This is a genomic window from Gottfriedia acidiceleris (assembly GCF_036421055.1).
Taxonomy (GTDB): domain Bacteria; phylum Bacillota; class Bacilli; order Bacillales; family Bacillaceae_G; genus Gottfriedia; species Gottfriedia acidiceleris_C.
In genome coordinates this window covers 288,746-306,757 of record NZ_JAZGQS010000007.1, presented here as the reverse complement: position 1 = coordinate 306,757, position 18,012 = coordinate 288,746, and the positions used below count along the sequence as shown (strand labels likewise).

Genomic DNA, 18,012 nt, shown 5'->3' with positions numbered 1-18,012 from the left:
TTTGTAATAATTTTCCTACAAAGGGGATTTTTTCAAAAATTATATGCTTGGATCTATTGACTAAGTTGTTTTTCAACACTCTGTAAAAAAATAGCCCTAAGGCTATTTTTTTTATGCAGTTCTTACCTTTAAATGTTTTCGTTTTACATTTAAACCAATGAATAACGGTTTTATAGTTGGTTGTGACTCAATAATAAATTTCTTCGCGATCATAGGCACAGCTAAACCAATCATGGTATACAATAACGGTCCATAATCGAAAAACTGTGAAAAAATAGCATTCGCAAAAATATGGATGTACATAATCGTTAATGATTCTTTACCAAATATTGTGCAAGGTTGGATAAATTGTAGTTTTGCAAGCTTTTGACATAAATAAAGTACAGCAATCGTCATTGTTATTGGAATTAAAGCATCTAAAAATAAATGGTTATATCTTAAGTATTTTAGACTTAGATGGTAATCTAATTTATTCAATTCATATAAGGTCATATAAACAATGCTAAGCGCAATACATGATATTCCAAGGAAGTTAGAAATTGACGCGATCAATTTTTTTGTAAAGAAACCTAATCCTAAAAAGAAAATTGCTAGTAGAGCAACATCCATATTCCATGGAATCGAAATTTGATTAAAGGTATTTTTACCAATTTGTGGAATTAATTTAATTGTTTCAAAATGTGCAAGTAAATAGCAAGTTATTACGATGAATAGACGGGTACTATTCTTTTTAAAGTATAAACAGATTAACGCAAATAATATTTGAGTTATAAATAAACATGTCACATACCAAAATACGCCATGGACTCCAGTAATAAATCTTCCACCAATTAACAATGAAAGGACTTCCTTTAGTAAATTTGATTGGTTAATGGTTCCGTCTATTACCTCAATTGTCATGTTATATAAACTAAATAAAACTAAATACGTACAGTATGGTACAAGCAATCTACATGTTAGTTTTTTTATAAAAAATTTGAGTTCATTAATTGAATTGACCGGTTTAAATAAATAGCCACTAATAATAAAAAATAGAGGCATATGGAACCAGTAAATAAATGTAATAGAATTCGGACCTTCTGTAGAATGACCATAAACAACCAAAAAGATGCCGATCATTTTGGCAACATCCAACCATTTTTCACGTTCTATTTTCATTTTATCACCTTGTTTTTATGGCTCAATTAAAGAGAAAAAATTTCAAATCATAGCCAATTTTTTAAAATCATGTCCAAACACATTGTAACTGATGAGTATTACAAAGTGACAACATGGACGTTACAATCAAGTTATAAAATGTAAATGAATAGTTCATAAATGCAACAAATAAATTTGAATATTAAGTGTAGCAATGGAAGAGACATAGTGGTAAAAAGTGTAAGGTTTTATTAAAAATTATTAATAATTAGTTCTTTCGACAAATATATTTTGTTTTGCATTATATACTTAGCAGGCTGAATTAGAAAAGATAGTACATTTAAATAATCATTTAATTAGTAGAGGTGAAAGAAAAACAATGGGCTCAATTATTAAAGTTGAAAATCTTAAAAAGAGATATGGAGATTTTTACGCTGTTAATGGAATTAGTTTTGAAGTGGAAAAAGGTGAAGTATTTGGATTACTCGGTCCAAATGGAGCTGGTAAATCAACGACAATGGAAATGCTTGTAGGATTAAGAAAACCAGATGAAGGTACGGCTACTATTGCAGGGCATGTGATCGGTAAAGACTCATACAAAATCAAACAAGAGATTGGAATTCAACTCCAATCAACATCATTATTTGAACTGTTAAAAGTAAAAGAAATCATTGAAATGTATGCAAGTTTCTATCCAAGTCATATCCCAATTCAACCGTTAATCGATGAAATGCTTTTAACTGAGAAACAAAATAGTCTCGTAAAAGGATTATCTGGAGGACAAAAACAACGATTAGCGATTGCATTAGCATTAATTCATGATCCTCAAATCATATTTTTAGATGAGCCAACTACAGGACTTGATCCACAGGCTCGTAGAACGTTGTGGGATATCATTTTAAAACTTAAAGAACGAGGTAAAACAGTCGTTTTATCAACCCATTATATGGATGAGGCTCATGTACTAGCAGATCGCATTGGTATCATGGATAAAGGTAAATTAATTGCGCTAGATACACCAAACAATTTAGTAAGTTCAATTTCTGCAGAGAGTGCGATTGAATTTAAGACAAAAGTACCAGAGCAAGAAGAAAAGTTCACACATTTAGACAATGTAATGAATGTCGTGATAAATCATGATTTCGTAACATTGTATACACGTAACTTACAAGCTTCATTAATGGCCTTACTGGAGTATACAAAAGTTCAAGATATGACGATTTCAGATTTATCGACTAGAACTGCCACTCTTGAGGACGTATTTTTATATATGACTGGAAGGGGGTTACGTGAAGAATGAAGGCTTACTACCAATTGACTTTAGCGCAACTCCGGATTTATGTACGTAATCGTCAAGCACTTATTTGGACATTATTATTTCCTTTTTTCTTTATGATTATTTTCGGATTAATGTTTAACGATGGGAATACAACTAGTTATTCAGTAAACCTAATTGATTATGATAACACTCAAGTAAGTAAACAAATTACAACTGTATTAGAGAAACAAAAGTCGCTGAAAATTCATAAAAAAACAAATGAATTAAAGTCTAGGAAATTATTATCTGATGGTAAAACAGATTTTGTAATCGTCATTAAAAAAGGATTTCAAAATCAAGTTACAACTAAACAACAATCCGCTCCTGCAAAAATAAAAGTACTTTATAATGAAAGTAAAGCAGGCCAGCTTCAAGGTGGAATTGCAACGATTACAGCGTATGTTGATGCCGCTAGTAAACAAATGGCAGGGTATACTCCTAAAATCGTTACAGACTTTAAAGGTGTATCTGGAATTACTCTTTCATATTTAGACTTTTTAGTGCCTGGAATTATTGCAATGCAAATTATGAATAATAATATGAATGGTGTCGCAGGGCAAATTGCCTCTTGGAGAGAACGAGGCGTATTAAGACGAATGCAAGGCACAACATTAAGAGCCTCAACGTTTATTGCAGCGCAAATTACAGCAAGGCTAATCTTGAATAGTCTACAAGCCATCTTAACAATTCTAATTGGCTACTTTGGATTCGACGTAAGTATTCGAGGATCGTTTCTATTAGTAGTATTGTTTGTAGTATTAGGTACATTAACATTTATGAGCATTGGATTTATTATAGCAAGTTTAGCGAAAAGTCCAGAAAGTGCCGGGCCAATTGCAGGGTTCATTTCGTTCCCACTAATGTTTTTAGGTGGAGTATTTTTCCCTGTAAATAATATGCCCGAATATTTACAACCGATTATAAAGACAATTCCAATTACACATTTATCAACCGCAATGCGTGACATCATGAATGTCGGAGCATCATTTGGAGATTTACTTCCGGATTTCGGTTGGTTATGTGTCTGGATGGTCGTAAGCTTCTTAATTGCTGCACGTACATTTAGATGGGAGTAAGGCAGAAACTAGGAAAAGACAGGGACCGTAAGTATATAAAGAAATGATTGGTCAAAAAGACTTTCTCTATTATTAGGGAAAGTCTTTTTTAAATTTATTAATTTCTAACTAACCATTATTGCCTTTAAGAATAGTTATACACTATTTATTGCATACTATTTAAAAATTAAGATTAGGTGAGTTATAGGTGAGTTCAATATTTGAAATCTATTTTCGTGATGTAAAGCGGGTTGTAACAAATTGGGCTGCATTGATGATTATCATTGGGTTAATTATCATGCCCTCAATGTATGCATGGTTTAATATAAAATCTTCTTGGGATCCGTACGGCAATACAAAGGGCTTAAAGATCGCAATCGTAAATGAAGATCGCGGTGCTACTGTCTTAAACAATAAAATTAATATCGGAAACGAAGTAATCCATTCTTTGAAACAAAATCCTTCTTTAGGTTGGAGATTTACAACTAAAAAAGTCGCAAATGAAGGGGTTAAACAAGGAAAATATTACGCTAGTATTTTAATTCCAAGCGATTTTTCCAATAAAATTAGCACTGTTTTAACAGATCATCCTCAAAAACCTGAACTAGTTTATCAAGTTAATGAGAAGCTAAATATTGTTGCGCCGAAATATACTGAAAAAGGTGCAACCGGTATTGCAAGTGAGATTACAAAGAAATTTGAAAAGACCGTAAGTAAGGAAGTTTTGCAGGAGTTTAATAAAATAGGAATTGATTTACAAGCAAATTTACCTGAAATTAAAAAATTTGAGCAAATGATTTTTAAACTTGAAAAAGATTTACCCGAAATAAAGACAACTGTGAATACAGCCTTATATGACTATAAAAAAGTACAAAACGTTATTCAAACTACAAAAAAAGACATGGAATTGATTAACAACATCGTAGCAAATGGTGAAAAATTAACGGCTAGTTTAAGTGGGTTTTTTAATCAAATTAACAAAGCAATTCAAGATTCAACTCCATTTATAAAAGAGACACTTAACCTACTCCAGAACCAGTCTGTTGTTATACAAAGTACATTATCACAATTACAGAATCAAACGATTAGTCGAGACGAATCGATGAGACTCACGAATGAAATTGGAAATGTTCTACCGAATTCAAGAAATATAGTTACTTCTTTAAATCAAGTTCTTCAATCGTTTAATAGCTTAGGTACTACAACAGATTTTAGTAAAGAAGTTAGTGTATTAAAAGATCTAGAAAGAGATCTAATGGTGCTTCAAAATGAGAATGCTCAACTAAAAAGTGCAATACAAAGCGGAAATGGTCTATCGATTGATTTACTTCAAAAAATGAATGAGAGTGCGGCTAGTATAAATAACAAAATAAACAGTTTAACTGGAAATTTTGATCAAGATTTATCACCAAAAATAAGAGAAGCTTCAAGATTAGTGAATGAATCATTAATAAATACCCAGACTGTTTTGGCTGATGCAAAAACGAGTATACCTACAATAAAAGGTGTACTCCAGGACACATCAAATTTATTAGCAACCAAAAAAGGTGATATACAACAATTAGTAAATGAATTACCAATGATTGAAGCGAAAATAAAAAAAATTGCTAATGAGATTAGAAAGGCTAAAGAAAAAGGAAGCATTGAGGATTTAATTAATTTTCTACGTACAGATATAGAAAAGGTAAGTGACTTTTATTCCAATCCAATCGCAATAAAAAAGGAGCGAATGTTTCCGATACCGAATTATGGTACAGGCTTGACCCCTTTTTATACAACATTGTCGTTATGGGTTGGAGCTTTATTAATGGTTTCGTTATTAACTACTGAAGTTCATGAAGAAAAGCCATATAAGAGTAGAGAAATTTATTTTGGAAGATTATTGACCTTTTTAACGATTGGGGTACTACAGACATTAGTCGTGACTACAGGTAATTTTCTGATACTCGGTACTTATGCAGCAAGTAAAGGTTATTTTATCTTATTTGCACTATTGATTAGCATTGTATTTACGTTTATTGTTTATACGCTTGTTTCGGTTTTCGGAAATATTGGGAAAGCCATCGGTATTATTTTTTTGGTTCTCCAAATATCTGGAGCTGGAGGAGTTTATCCGATTCAAGTAACTCCGCCATTTTTCCAAAAAATAAACCCGTTTCTACCTTTCACCTATGCATTAAGCATGTTAAGGGAGGCAACTGGTGGAATTGTTTGGGAGACCATTTATAAAGACCTTCCAATACTAGTTCTACTTGCTATAATAGCAATCATAGTGGGGGTAGTTCTTAAAGCACCTATTAATAAAAGAGCAAGTAAAATTGCGGATCTTTCTAAGAAGAGTAGACTCATCCATTAGTCGTTCGAGAAATAAAATTCATATAAAAATCATTGAACTGTTTTGCCAAGTGCTATAACATAATAAAAGTTATATCTTTATAGCTTTTAGGAGAAGTAGGTGTTTTGTATGAAATTATCAGTTGTTGTATATTGTTATAACAATGGAGAAAATTTTGAGAGATTTCACGTTAATTTATCGAATACTGTAAAGTTACTGAAAGAAGATTATGAGATTATTTATATAAACGACGGAAGTGATGATGATACACTACTTGCACTTCAAGTTGTTGCAAATCATAGTAGCCATTTGAAATATATCTCGTTTACTCGCCACTTCGGAAGAGAGGGAGCAATTTGTGCTGGACTTGAACATGCAAAAGGCGATGTAGTCATCCTAATGGATGGAAATTTTGTACATCCACCAAACGTTATTCTAGAGATGATGGATGAATACAAAAAAGGACATAACCATGTAGTTGCATCTAAAAAAATAGAGAGTTCAGTTCTAAAAAAAGCCAAAAAGGGCATTTTTGAGAAGGTTATTAAAAAATTTGTGGACCCTGATATTTTGCAAAACGAATCAGATTTTCGTTTGTTCAGTAGAAAAGTAGTGAATGCTATTTTAAGCATGCCTGAATCAAACCGCTATTCAAAAGGTATTTTTAACTGGATTGGTTACAAAATAAAAACGATTGAGTATGAAATAACATCAAGAATCATTAACAAAGAGTCAGAGGTAAAAAGACTAGATTCGATAAAAAGAGCCATTGAATATATATTGTGTTTTAATACTAGACCATTGAGGTTGTTAACGAAAGTTGGATTACTATTAATTGGTATAAGTATCGTAATATTTATAATGATGAGCTTTAAGGTTCTTTTAGTTGGGATTAGAATTCCTGGTTTATATACAATATCTAATTTCATTATGTTATTTGGCGGAGTTCAAATTTTGATGATCGGAGTATTAGGTGAATATTTAGGTAAGACTTATTACGAAACAAAAAGAAGACCCCAGTATATTGTTGAGGCTTCAAGCTATGATGAAGATTAAATGTTACGATATGATAAATTTGGAAATTCGACAAGAATCTTGTCGAATTTCTTTTTTCATTACATAATATTTAAAGATAGAATAATATTTTAATGAAAGCTTGGAGAATCATATGGGGAATATTTATAAAGCTATTCCGGGGGTAGTTCTTTGCCTTATTATTGCACTTATTAGTGAGACACTTTCTTATATTTTTCCGGTTGGAGCAGCTACACTTTCAATATTAATCGGATTGATTGTCGGTAATACAGTACACTTAAAGTCTTATTTTGAAGGCGGTAGAAAGTTTGCAGAAAGTAAATTATTAGAGGTCTCAATATTTTTATTAGGAGCAACGATCAGCATTCAAATGATTAGCCTACTAGGATTAAAAGGAATTTTGTTAATTGTGACACAAATGTGTCTAGTCATCATTTTTACGATTTGGTTAGGCGAAAAATTAGGTTTTGGATTGAATTTTAGCTATTTAATGGCAAGTGGCAATGCAGTTTGCGGTTCGTCAGCAATTGGTGCAACTGCCCCAGCTATACAAGCCTCGCAAGAAGAAAAGGGACTGGCTGTCACACTAGTAAATATGATGGGAACAGTCTTAATGTTTATTTTACCTTTAATAGCATCTGTATTATATCACTCAGAAACATTGCCGACCTCTGCACTAATCGGAAGTACATTACAATCAGTTGGACAAGTAGTTGCTAGTGGTAGTTTACTCAATGATGAAGTAAAGAATTATGCCACTATATTTAAACTGATTCGAGTAGTTTTTCTAGTGTTTGTAGTTTTTAGCTTATCTACTATAAAACGAAGACAGATAGCAGAGGAATCAATTGAAAAAGTAAAAATTCAATTTCCTTGGTATGTAATAGGATTTGTCATCCTTTGTGTATTTTATAGCTTAGGATTGCTACCAAGTTGGGCTGCGAATATATCAAATAAGACTAGTCATTTATTTGAAATGATTGCACTCGCTGCAATCGGTTTAAACGTAAATCTAAAAATGATCATTAAACAAGGGAAGTCACTTTCACTTTATGCATTAAGTATTGTAGGTTTTCAAATCATCATCGCAATTTTGCTAATTCAAGTAATCTATTAATAATCAGAAACAACGACAAGAAACAACAAATCTAATCTATTTCTCGGGAAATTTCGTCAGGAAAGGTGGTATTTCATTGCTTCATCTATCATCAAATTGGAGAGAAAAGTTAAAACCAGAGTTTGAAAAAACGTATTTTAAAGATTTATTGCAATTTCTTGAAAAAGAATACATGGAACAAACAATATACCCTGCCAAAGAGCATTTATTTCAGGCTTTAAACGAGTGTTCATATGAAGATTGCAAAGTAGTGATTATTGGACAAGATCCTTATCATCAGCCAGGTCAAGCGCATGGTTTAAGTTTTTCTGTATTACCGGGAGTAAAAATACCGCCTTCTTTAAGAAATATTTATAAGGAATTAAATAGCGATTTAGGGATAGAAATACCAACTAGCGGTTATTTAATTAAGTGGGCGAAGCAGGGGATTTTATTATTAAATACTGTATTAACTGTTCGTGAAGGGGAACCAAATTCACATAAAAATAAAGGATGGGAACTATTTACGAATACGATTTTATCCGAGTTAAATAAGCAAGATCGCCCGATTATTTTTGTTCTATGGGGTAAACATGCCCAAGCTAAAGAAGAATTGATTACGAGCAAACACCATGTAATATTAAAATCACATCATCCGAGTCCATTGTCAGCTAGTAGAGGTTTCTTTGGGAGTAAGCCATTTTCACAAATTAATCAAAAACTAGTAGAACTTCAATTAGAGCCGATTGACTGGACAGTTGAGTAGTTGTATAGAGTTTAAAATAAGGGTTGTCTTTTTTTTGACAACCCTTTCTTGTACTTATTTATTACTCAATATAAACTTTTCAACAACTTTAGCCACACCATCTTCGTTATTAGTAGCAGTGACATAATCTGCTTGTTGTTTAATTTCTTCAGGAGCATTTCCCATCGCAACACCTAGTCCAGCAAACTTAATCATCGGTAGGTCATTATATCCATCTCCTACAGCGATTACTTCGTCCTGTCGAATTCCTAAAATTTGAATTAAGTGATTTAGACTTTTACCTTTATCAACTTCACTATTTGTTAGTTCTAAAAAGAATGGCTTCGAGCGCATGACACTAATTTTACCTTCAAGCTCTTTTTGAAGTATTTTTTCAACTTGAGCCAATTTTTCTGGATCCTCCAACATTAACAATTTTACAACGTCATTTTTCACATGATCAGTAAAGCTACTTACTTCTTTAATAGGCATGCCTGTGAGCTGGCCTTCAATATCAGTATATTGATTCCCTTTTTCTGTAACAATATCATTTTCAACATATGTATGAACGAAGACATTATGTTTCTTACTAAGATCATAAAGTTCATGTGCTTGCTCTTTTGTTAGTGTACATTCATAAACATTATTTTTTGTTCGGTAGTCAGTAATGATTCCTCCGTTAAAAGATAGGACATAGCTACCATAATCATGTAGTAATAGTTCCTCAGCTAACTTGTGCATAGCAAAGGTTGGTCTACCGGAAGCTAACACTACTTTTACACCCATATCTTGAGCTTTGAGTAAAGCTTCCTTCGTTCTTTGTGAAATAACGTGTTGATCTGTTAAAAGTGTATCATCGATATCTAAAACAATCATTTTATAGTTCAAATTACAATACCTCCTAAAAATTAACTTTTTTAGTATACCACCGTTCGAATAAAATAGTGCTTAATTTGGTTGGTATTCGCTTTCAGAAAAAAGCCATAGTATAATAGGGTTTATTGGATTGTGTTAATAAAGTTTGGTGGTGATTTATCTGAATATCAGTGTAGAAAAAGTAATCCAGCAAATTGAAAATGAGTTACATAAGGCAAAAGTAAGTACACAAAAACCTGGACAGTTCCGAGAAAGAATTGCCAGTATTCGTTCTTTATGTGAGTTACTTCTTGAAGACGAGAGTAATATTGAGGTTCCAAACAAGATCGTAACGAGTAGTATCGTTCAATCAATACCAAATCAGCCTATTATGTCGAGACCTTCTGTTATGCCTAAATTGGATGACTCGGAACAAAGCGGATCATTATTAGATTTTTAAGATAAAGGGGGAGAAGATTTGAAATTATTTTTCTTATTCGGTAGTATCTTTGCATTTTTATCGATTGCATTAGGTGCATTTGGAGCACATGGACTTGAGGGGAAAATTTCCGAAAGATCACTTCAAATTTGGCAAAAAGCTGTTCAATATCAAATGTTCCAAACAGGTGGACTATTTATTATTGCATTTTTAATTGATAAATATGGTTCAACAACTCAATTAACGTGGGCGGGATGGTTATCAATAATAGGAATCATCTTATTCTCAGGAAGCTTGTACATATTAAGTATTTCTGGAATTAAAATACTAGGTGCGATTACTCCACTAGGTGGTTTAGCATTTTTAGTAGCTTGGATATTAGTAGGGATTTCAGTAATGAAATAAAGAAAAGTGTTCAATAAAAGTGCAATTATTGCACTATATTGAACACTTTTTTTTAAAGTTGATAAGGCAAAGCTATTTCTTCGTCAAATGTGACGTAATCTAAGTATATTGTCAACAATATGAAAGTTTTAGTGGTATTTACATCTCTAAGTACAATATGATCGCGTCCAGCCCCCATAATATACCCGACAAATACTTGTTGTTGGTGACCAGTAAAAGTCATATAAACCGTAGCAATTTTCCCACGATTGGCTCTAAGTATATTTTCTACATAGGATTGTTCAAACATACTAGCTGAGGCGGTAACTTGACCTTGTTGGGTAATCATCCCGCCTGATGGGGCTGCAAACCCTTGACCCTGTCCGGTTTGTTGTCCTTGACCAGGTTGCGCCGCACGATAAAGACTTGGATAATATTCGTAAGGATTACTCAAAGAAAAAACCTCCCTTAGTCAAATCATTTTAAACACTGTAAACTTTAGGACAATCTTCAGCAGTTGGTTGATAAAAGCAATGCGACTTAAATCTTCCTGCTAGTTTTTGGTTAAACCATGTTGCTGGGCATGAAGCTGCAGGTCGGAAGAACCATAGGCCATAAGTAGCTGGCCAAAAACGCTGCCCCGCAATTACTTTCCTAGAAAGTGCAATATCTTGGTCCCGGGCACGTTGGTAAAAGTAAGATTTTTGAACAGCTTCAAATCCACCAGGATTTTGATAAACCATATCTTTTATACTTCGAATGTCTCTAAAATCTAAGCAATCACCTAAAACCCTATTAACACATACATTTCCAACCATTAACATACCTTCTACACCTTCGCCTTCAGCTTCAGCGCGCATTAATCTAGCAAGCAATGAAACTTCAGCCTCAGTATAACGAATTACAGCCATAAAAAAGCCTCCTCATCCGAATTAAATATTCTGCATGAATCCCATTGGTGATCGGAAAGCGAGGACTAATTAGTTCGTTCACTACTGTAACTATATTAAAATTGAAAGAAACATATGACATCTTTTCCAATAGGAAAATAAAAAAACTTCTCAAAAAGAGAAGTCTTTTAATTTATATACTATGACTGTTCGTATTTAGTGGATACACTTAAGTAATCAATTATACGTAAAGATATTTTGAGAATGCATCTTCTTTTAGAATTGTTCCAACAAAGAATGATCCAAATACTCCATAACGAGCACTTACTTCATCAAAGCGCATTTCATAGATTAATTTTTTGAATTGTAGTACGTCTTCAGAGAATAAAGTAACGCCCCATTCATAATCATCAAATCCTACAGAACCAGTAATAATTTGTTTAACTTTACCAGCGTAACCACGACCAATTTTTCCGTGGCTATACATCATTTCTTTACGAGCACCTGAAGGAAGCATGTACCAATTATCTTCGCCTTCACGCTTTTTATCCATTGGATAGAAGCATACGTATTGAGATTTTGGTAATGCAGGGTAAAGTCTAGCGCGAACATGCGGATTTTGATATGGATCACCGTCTTCTTCGCTTAAGTAATTACTTAATTCAACTACAGAAACGTAAGAATAAGTTGGAATCATGTACTGAGATAATGTAGTTTTATTAATTTCTGTTTCAATATGTAATAACTCATCCATTGTAGGTCGTAAAACCATAAACATAATGTCGGCTTTTTGACCTAAAATATTGTAAATAGCATGGCTACCTTCACCAGCATCAGCAACTTGATTCCATTTTGAGAAAACTTGTTGGAACTCTGTAATCGCTAGTTGACGCTCATCACTACCTAATTGTTTAAAAGCATGCCAATCCATACTTCTAAAATCATGTAAACAATACCAGCCATCTAAAGTTTTTGCAGCTTCACTCATTTTAAATCCCCCAAACGTTATCGTATTGATTTTCATTTATATAGCATACTACAAATAAAAGTATTTTGTAAAAACATACAAAATTATACAATATCCAAATTTAGTTAGAAAATTAGGAATTAATTTACTTTAAATGATAGCGCTTTATTTAATATATTATATTTTTCATTATTCTAAAAAGGTTTTATTCTAATTATGTACAAATAAAATAATTTTAAAGATTATGGAGGCAATTATGAGCAACTTATTTGAAAGCATTAAACAAAAAGTATCAGGTAAAGGTATTTCAATTGTTTTACCAGAAGGTACAGATGAGAGAATCTTGACAGCAGCTGACAGACTAGCGAAAGAAGATGTATTAAAGCCAATCTTAATCGGTAACGTAGAAAATGTAAAAGAAAAAGCAAGTAGCTTAGGTTTAGAACTTCAAGGAGTAGAAATTTTAGACCCATCTACATATGAAGAAATGGAGCAATTAGTTGCATCATTTGTTGAACGCCGTAAAGGAAAAGCAACAGAAGAGCAAGCTCGTAAAGCATTATTAGATCCAAACTACTTTGGGACAATGTTAGTATATGCTAACAAAGCTCAAGGCTTAGTTAGTGGTGCTACACATTCAACAGCCGATACAGTACGACCAGCGCTTCAAATCATTAAAACAAAACCAGGCGTTACAAAGACATCTGGTGTATTTATTATGGTTCGTGAGGATGAGAAATACGTATTCGCAGATTGTGCGATTAATATTGCCCCAAATAGCCAAGATTTAGCTGAAATTGCAATTGAAAGTGCAAAAACAGCTAAACTATTTGACATTGACCCTAAAATCGCAATGTTAAGTTTTTCAACTAAAGGATCTGCAAAATCACCTGAAACTGAAAAAGTTGCTGAAGCAGTTAAAATTGCAAAAGAGCTTGCTCCTGAATTGACTTTAGATGGAGAGTTCCAATTTGATGCAGCATTTGTTCCATCTGTTGCAAAAAGCAAAGCTCCTGATTCAGTTATCCAAGGAGATGCTAATACATTCGTATTCCCAAGCTTAGAAGCAGGTAACATTGGTTACAAAATTGCTCAACGTTTAGGCAACTTTGAAGCAATCGGACCAATCCTACAAGGCTTAAATATGCCTGTTAACGACCTATCTCGTGGTTGTAACAGTGAAGACGTTTATAAATTATCAATCATCACAGCTGCTCAGTCACTATAATTAGATGGAAAAAAGAGTACTCTTAAGTCAAAGACCTTTGAGCACTCTTTTTTTATAGGAACACTTTGTGAAATTGGTTAGCTTTTTAAATATGATGAATCGATTGTTTTTTTATGAAAGAAAATGATTGATTAATTATTTTAAAAAACTAAGGCAATTAATATCTTTGTTAAAAAAATATCTTTTTGAAGATCACTATTTCTCATTCTGCATAGAACTTACATCCGAATTACGATCAATCATTCGTTGCAAATGATAATTATATAATTCGATTTCATCATCAAGTAAGGAATTAGGTGTTAATTTTGGAGTTAATTTCACTAATGATTGAAGTAATCTTGTCATTACATCCGTCACTGAAAGATTTAATGATAGTAGTTCGGAAAGAGATGCCATTGTTTCAGGTATAATTGTAGGATATTTAAATGAAGTTTCATTGTTATCAATCGCAATTTCATAAAAATCTTTAATAATTGAAGCACGTTTTGAACCACTTTCATTAATACATAAATAAATCTGAACAGCAACCCCTTTACGTATTCTACGTTGAGAAATGCCCGCAAATTTCTTGTCATCGATACTTAAATCAAAATCTCCTGGACAATATGACCCTACTATTTCTTTTGCTACTATTTTATCTGTTAAATCCTTAAACATATCTTGAATTAGTGCATACATCGTTTCATAACCATCATTAATTTGCAGCTTATGTTCAGCTTCTGGAAAGAGGATTGATATATTTAGAACACCTTCATCTAAAACTACAGCAAGCCCACCTGAATTTCGTACGATTGCTTTGTATCCATGTTTATTAAGAAATTTAACCCCATTTTTTAAATTCGGTAGTCTAGTATCTTGTATTCCTAAAACGATTGTATTGTGGTGTACCCAAGTCCGAATTGTTGTTGGAGACTCCATTTTCCCAATTTTTGTACATAATGTATCATCTAATGCAAAAGATTGGATCGCCTCAAAGGATGGCCCTAAAGTTGAGCCGTCTATAAAACGTATTTCATCTGTTTTTAACCGATTTAAATGTTGATTCATTAAATAAGCCCCTTGCGTTTTGCGTTTGTTTTCCTATTTTAGCATGATTTTATACTAAATAAAAAAACTTCATATTCTGAATAGTAGGTTGACAATAATTAGAATCAAACGATATGAATGAAAAAGTTATTATTACCGTTTCAGGTTTTGCAGGTAATGTCATTTCTTTAGGAGTTAATGTTGATAATGTAAATGTTTGGTCAAAGAATCCAACCTTTCAGAAACAATTAAAGGATGATCCGGAAGTTTCAGATCAGAATCTGAAATAATAATGAATTAAAACCTGATTTAATTATTGGATTATTAAATATAAAAATATATATAGATAAATTGAAAGAGATTGCTCTAACGGTAACATACAGACGGTTGAAAACAGCTAGCATTCTTTAAAAAAATCAATTTTAGGAAATTAATAGATTGTAACGGGATTTTCAAAATGTAGTATACATGAAAATAGAGGGACTAAATCAAAATTAGGATTTAGTTCCTCTATGTGATAACTGATCATGTTATTCTGCAATTTTTTCTAAATTACCGTTTTTATCCATTCTAAAGGATGTTGCTGCTGGCTTTTCTTCCTCTTCAAATAATACTAATTTTCTGGCACGGTTCATTATTTTCATCATTGTTTCATAGTCTTCTTGGACAGTAGTAGCGTCTTTTTCAAGCTTTTCTACTTGTCTCTGTAATTGTGAATTTCGTTCCTGTAATTGCATAAGCTCTCTTTTTAGTTGATCATTTTCACGGACTAAACGTTCGCTACCAATCTGGCTGCTCGAAAGACCTTGTAAGAACTGGATGACATCAAACATTGTAATTGAACTTTTTCTTGTATTCATTGGTGAAACTGGTGGAGTCTGTGATTGGTACTGATTTTGAACTGCAGGAATACTTGAAAATATTTCAGTTGTTGGTTCCTCGTTATGTGTCACTTCTACACTTGCATCATTTTCATTTTCAGTTTCTACAAAAGACCCAAATTCTTGATCGAGTTCAACACCATATTCTAAATCTTGTTCATCATTTAAATAACGATCAAAATTACTAGATACATCTGTTTGTATATAACTAGATTCAGAAGGTGTATATAATAATTTTTTCTTAGCATCTTCACCTTTAGCGTGACGAAGCTTTTCTTTACGGAATTTCTTTGCTAATTGAAGTGCTTTTTCATAATTATAGCGAACTACAGCATTCCAACGAAAACCACAAGCAGCCGAAGTACGTTCTAAAACATCGCCTACTTCCTCAAAGGCGTTTAATTGAGTACTACCTTCTCGTACATGTCGTAAAACGGTTTCTGCTAAAAGTAAATCATTTTCTTCAGTCCAAGCATCCTGTCGTAATTTCATCATTGAAATTTCCCCTCAACTTTCTTTTATTCAATTAATCGATTTAAATTCCTAGCTGATTAATAGAAGTTTGGACAAAAAAATAGAAAACTATACAAAAAATAGAAAATAGTAGAATACTATTTGGAGTGATTTAATTGGAAAACTTGCATGTCCTTTTTGGAACGAGTAAAATTACTGCTGAGTATGTTCAATTTAGAACAGAAAGGATTGTAAAAAAATGTCAAATGAATTTAGAATATGTGATGACTGCCAGGCGACAAATATTAAAACATTAGTCCCTCGCTTAAAAAGAATAGATGATGAAGCAGAGATTAAAATTGGTTGTCAATCTTACTGTGGACCAGGACGAAAAAAATCATTTTGTTTCGTAAACAATCGTCCCCTATCTGCACCAAATGAAGATGATCTACTTGTAAAGATAAAGTCAAAACTAGGTAAGAATTAAACGCTCCTTCATCCTTAGGAGCGTTTTTTTGATATAATAGTAAAGAAATGCGGAAGGCGTTCGCTCAAGCCCCGACAAGCATAAGACGAAGGCCAAGGAAGGGTGATTTTTACCTTCATTGGAATTTGACTTATGATCTCGAGGTAACCTATTAAAACTTGATATCTAAAGGTTAAGAGAGAGAAAATTAATAATAAATGCAGAAGGTTGGTTTTACCTTCATTGGGAATTTGGCTTATCACTAGAGAGGTTAATGCCTTGAGCCATAAAAGAAAGATAGAAGAGTCCTGTTCAGAAAGAAAATCAATTAGCATATAAAGAATTAGTATACATATTGAAAAGGGGCCAAGATATGTCATATCGTTTCCAAAAGCTTTATGAGGAAAAAGTATTTAAAGATCCTGTACATCGTTATATTCACGTAAGAGATCAAGTTATTTGGGATTTAATAGGTACGAAAGAATTTCAGAGATTACGAAGAATTAAACAGCTTGGTACTACGTATCTGACGTTTCATGGAGCTGAGCATAGTCGATTTACTCATTCGCTTGGAGTTTATGAAATTATAAGGCGTATGGTAGATGATGTTTTTTCTGGTCGTCCTGAATGGAATGATGATGATCGCTTATTAGCTCTATGTGCTGGATTATTACATGATGTTGGTCATGGTCCTTTTTCGCATACATTCGAGAAGATCTTTAATTTAGATCATGAAGAATTAACGAGGGAAATTATTGAGGGTTCAACAGAAATTAATGAGATTCTAAAAAAAGTAGGGGATGACTTTCCTAAAAAAGTTTCGGAGGTCATTGAGAAAACATCGGCGAATAAGTTAGTTACGAGTATGATTTCAAGCCAAATTGATGCAGATCGAATGGATTATCTTCTTAGAGATGCATACTACACTGGCGTAAGTTACGGTAATTTTGATATGGAACGTATTTTGAGAATTATGCGTCCTAGACCGGATGGTGTCGTTATAAAACAATCAGGTATGCATGCCGTTGAGCATTACTTAATTAGTCGATTCCAGATGTACTGGCAAGTTTATTTTCATCCGGTGTCTAGAAGTGCGGAAGCCATTCTACAAAAAATATTACAAAGGGCTAAATATTTACATGAAACAGGTTACCATTTTAATTATGTTCCAGTTCATTTTGGTCTTTTGTTTGAGGGAAAAGTTGACTTAGATGAATATATCAAATTAGATGAATCAGTCCTTTTGTATTATTTCCAAGTATGGCAGGAGGAATCTGATCAAATCTTAAGTGATCTATGTCAACGGTACTTAAATAGAAAATTATTTCAATATGTAGACTTTGATACACAAAAACATACTGAAAAGTTTGCTAAATTAAAAGAGTTATTTTTAGAAATAGAGATTGATCCAGAATACTATTTGGTTATCGATACAATTTCAGACGAGGCTTATGACTACTTTAGGTATGGTGAAGAAGATGGGAAAAAGCCGATTTTACTATTACAAACGAACGGCGATTTGAAAGAAATTTCGCGTAAATCAGAGCTTGTAGATGGAATAACTGGTAAAAAGTTATTTGATTCTAAGTTATATTTTCCTCATGATTTAATTTATAATAATCCTGATGAAAAGAAAAAGAAAGTAATCGAAATGATTGAAGAAATAGCAGGGACTAAAAGAAGATAAGAACAGTAAACGGAA

The 18,012-nt window shown here is 32.7% G+C and carries 18 protein-coding genes and 1 pseudogene; 12 read left to right on the top strand and 7 right to left on the bottom strand.

The annotated features are described in order from the left end of the window. Window positions 1-111 precede the first annotated feature (111 nt). The gene (locus tag RAH41_RS13370; RefSeq protein ID WP_331223031.1) at window positions 112-1,158 is read right to left on the bottom strand and encodes an acyltransferase family protein; all 1,047 of its coding nucleotides are present in this window, start codon (window positions 1,156-1,158) and stop codon (window positions 112-114) included. Between the two features lie 358 nt (window positions 1,159-1,516). Here RAH41_RS13370 and RAH41_RS13365 point away from each other — a divergent pair, with 358 nt between their 5' ends. From RAH41_RS13365 to RAH41_RS13340, 6 genes are all read left to right on the top strand, one after another. Continuing rightward, window positions 1,517-2,437 carry an ABC transporter ATP-binding protein gene (locus RAH41_RS13365; protein ID WP_331223030.1) on the top strand — a complete coding sequence of 307 codons (921 nt, stop codon included), beginning with the start codon at window positions 1,517-1,519 and terminating at the stop codon, window positions 2,435-2,437. Then, on the top strand, window positions 2,434-3,531 hold the full coding sequence (locus RAH41_RS13360) for an ABC transporter permease (protein WP_331223029.1): 1,098 nt from the start codon (window positions 2,434-2,436) through the stop codon (window positions 3,529-3,531). Before RAH41_RS13365 ends, RAH41_RS13360 begins: the two co-directional genes overlap by 4 nt. Before the next feature lie 187 nt (window positions 3,532-3,718). Next, window positions 3,719-5,866, top strand: a complete 2,148-nt coding sequence (locus tag RAH41_RS13355; protein ID WP_331223027.1) for a YhgE/Pip domain-containing protein — start codon at window positions 3,719-3,721, stop codon at window positions 5,864-5,866. Between the two features lie 108 nt (window positions 5,867-5,974). Continuing rightward, a complete protein-coding gene (locus RAH41_RS13350; protein ID WP_331223026.1) occupies window positions 5,975-6,901 on the top strand; it encodes a glycosyltransferase family 2 protein in 927 nt (308 codons plus the stop codon). Window positions 6,902-7,013: 112 nt separating this feature from the next. Beyond that, the gene (locus RAH41_RS13345; protein WP_331223025.1) at window positions 7,014-7,997 is read left to right on the top strand and encodes a YeiH family protein; all 984 of its coding nucleotides are present in this window, start codon (window positions 7,014-7,016) and stop codon (window positions 7,995-7,997) included. Window positions 7,998-8,073: 76 nt separating this feature from the next. After that, window positions 8,074-8,742: a uracil-DNA glycosylase gene (locus tag RAH41_RS13340; RefSeq protein WP_331223024.1), complete on the top strand. Its 669-nt coding sequence runs from the start codon at window positions 8,074-8,076 to the stop codon at window positions 8,740-8,742. A gap of 54 nt (window positions 8,743-8,796) precedes the next feature. On the opposite strand, the gene RAH41_RS13335 is transcribed toward RAH41_RS13340, so the two are convergent. Continuing rightward, complete coding sequence (locus RAH41_RS13335; protein ID WP_331223023.1) at window positions 8,797-9,609, bottom strand: Cof-type HAD-IIB family hydrolase; 813 nt, start codon at window positions 9,607-9,609, stop codon at window positions 8,797-8,799. A 139-nt stretch (window positions 9,610-9,748) separates the two neighbouring features. Between RAH41_RS13335 and RAH41_RS13330 the strand changes: the two genes are divergently transcribed. Together RAH41_RS13330 and RAH41_RS13325 are read left to right on the top strand one after the other, a co-directional pair. Further along, window positions 9,749-10,036: a YwdI family protein gene (locus RAH41_RS13330; protein ID WP_331223022.1), complete on the top strand. Its 288-nt coding sequence runs from the start codon at window positions 9,749-9,751 to the stop codon at window positions 10,034-10,036. An 18-nt stretch (window positions 10,037-10,054) separates the two neighbouring features. Then, window positions 10,055-10,420, top strand: coding sequence for a DUF423 domain-containing protein (locus RAH41_RS13325; RefSeq protein ID WP_331223021.1), 366 nt, complete (start codon window positions 10,055-10,057; stop codon window positions 10,418-10,420). A gap of 52 nt (window positions 10,421-10,472) precedes the next feature. On the opposite strand, the gene gerQ is transcribed toward RAH41_RS13325, so the two are convergent. From gerQ to hemQ, 3 genes are all read right to left on the bottom strand, one after another. After that, a complete protein-coding gene (gene gerQ / locus RAH41_RS13320; RefSeq protein ID WP_331223019.1) occupies window positions 10,473-10,853 on the bottom strand; it encodes a spore coat protein GerQ in 381 nt (126 codons plus the stop codon). A gap of 28 nt (window positions 10,854-10,881) precedes the next feature. Next, window positions 10,882-11,310: a cell wall hydrolase gene (locus RAH41_RS13315; protein WP_331223018.1), complete on the bottom strand. Its 429-nt coding sequence runs from the start codon at window positions 11,308-11,310 to the stop codon at window positions 10,882-10,884. A gap of 220 nt (window positions 11,311-11,530) precedes the next feature. Then, on the bottom strand, window positions 11,531-12,277 hold the full coding sequence (gene hemQ, locus RAH41_RS13310) for a hydrogen peroxide-dependent heme synthase (protein ID WP_331223016.1): 747 nt from the start codon (window positions 12,275-12,277) through the stop codon (window positions 11,531-11,533). A gap of 235 nt (window positions 12,278-12,512) precedes the next feature. Here hemQ and pta point away from each other — a divergent pair, with 235 nt between their 5' ends. Further along, window positions 12,513-13,484, top strand: a complete 972-nt coding sequence (gene pta, locus RAH41_RS13305) for a phosphate acetyltransferase (RefSeq protein ID WP_331223014.1) — start codon at window positions 12,513-12,515, stop codon at window positions 13,482-13,484. Window positions 13,485-13,679: 195 nt separating this feature from the next. Here the strand turns inward: pta and RAH41_RS13300 are convergent, their stop codons facing one another. Next, window positions 13,680-14,531, bottom strand: coding sequence for a biotin/lipoate A/B protein ligase family protein (locus tag RAH41_RS13300; RefSeq protein WP_331223012.1), 852 nt, complete (start codon window positions 14,529-14,531; stop codon window positions 13,680-13,682). Between the two features lie 140 nt (window positions 14,532-14,671). On the opposite strand from RAH41_RS13300, the pseudogene RAH41_RS13295 reads away from it, so the two are divergent. Further along, window positions 14,672-14,891: pseudogene (locus RAH41_RS13295) on the top strand (ABC transporter substrate-binding protein); the annotation flags it as partial. A 149-nt stretch (window positions 14,892-15,040) separates the two neighbouring features. Here RAH41_RS13295 and RAH41_RS13290 read toward each other — a convergent pair. Beyond that, a complete protein-coding gene (locus RAH41_RS13290; RefSeq protein WP_331223048.1) occupies window positions 15,041-15,883 on the bottom strand; it encodes an RsfA family transcriptional regulator in 843 nt (280 codons plus the stop codon). Window positions 15,884-16,103: 220 nt separating this feature from the next. On the opposite strand from RAH41_RS13290, the gene RAH41_RS13285 reads away from it, so the two are divergent. Continuing rightward, window positions 16,104-16,331 (top strand): DUF1450 domain-containing protein, encoded by a 228-nt coding sequence (locus RAH41_RS13285; protein WP_025671004.1) that lies wholly within the window; start codon window positions 16,104-16,106, stop codon window positions 16,329-16,331. A gap of 352 nt (window positions 16,332-16,683) precedes the next feature. Then, complete coding sequence (locus RAH41_RS13280; RefSeq protein WP_331223010.1) at window positions 16,684-17,997, top strand: HD domain-containing protein; 1,314 nt, start codon at window positions 16,684-16,686, stop codon at window positions 17,995-17,997. Window positions 17,998-18,012 lie beyond the last annotated feature (15 nt).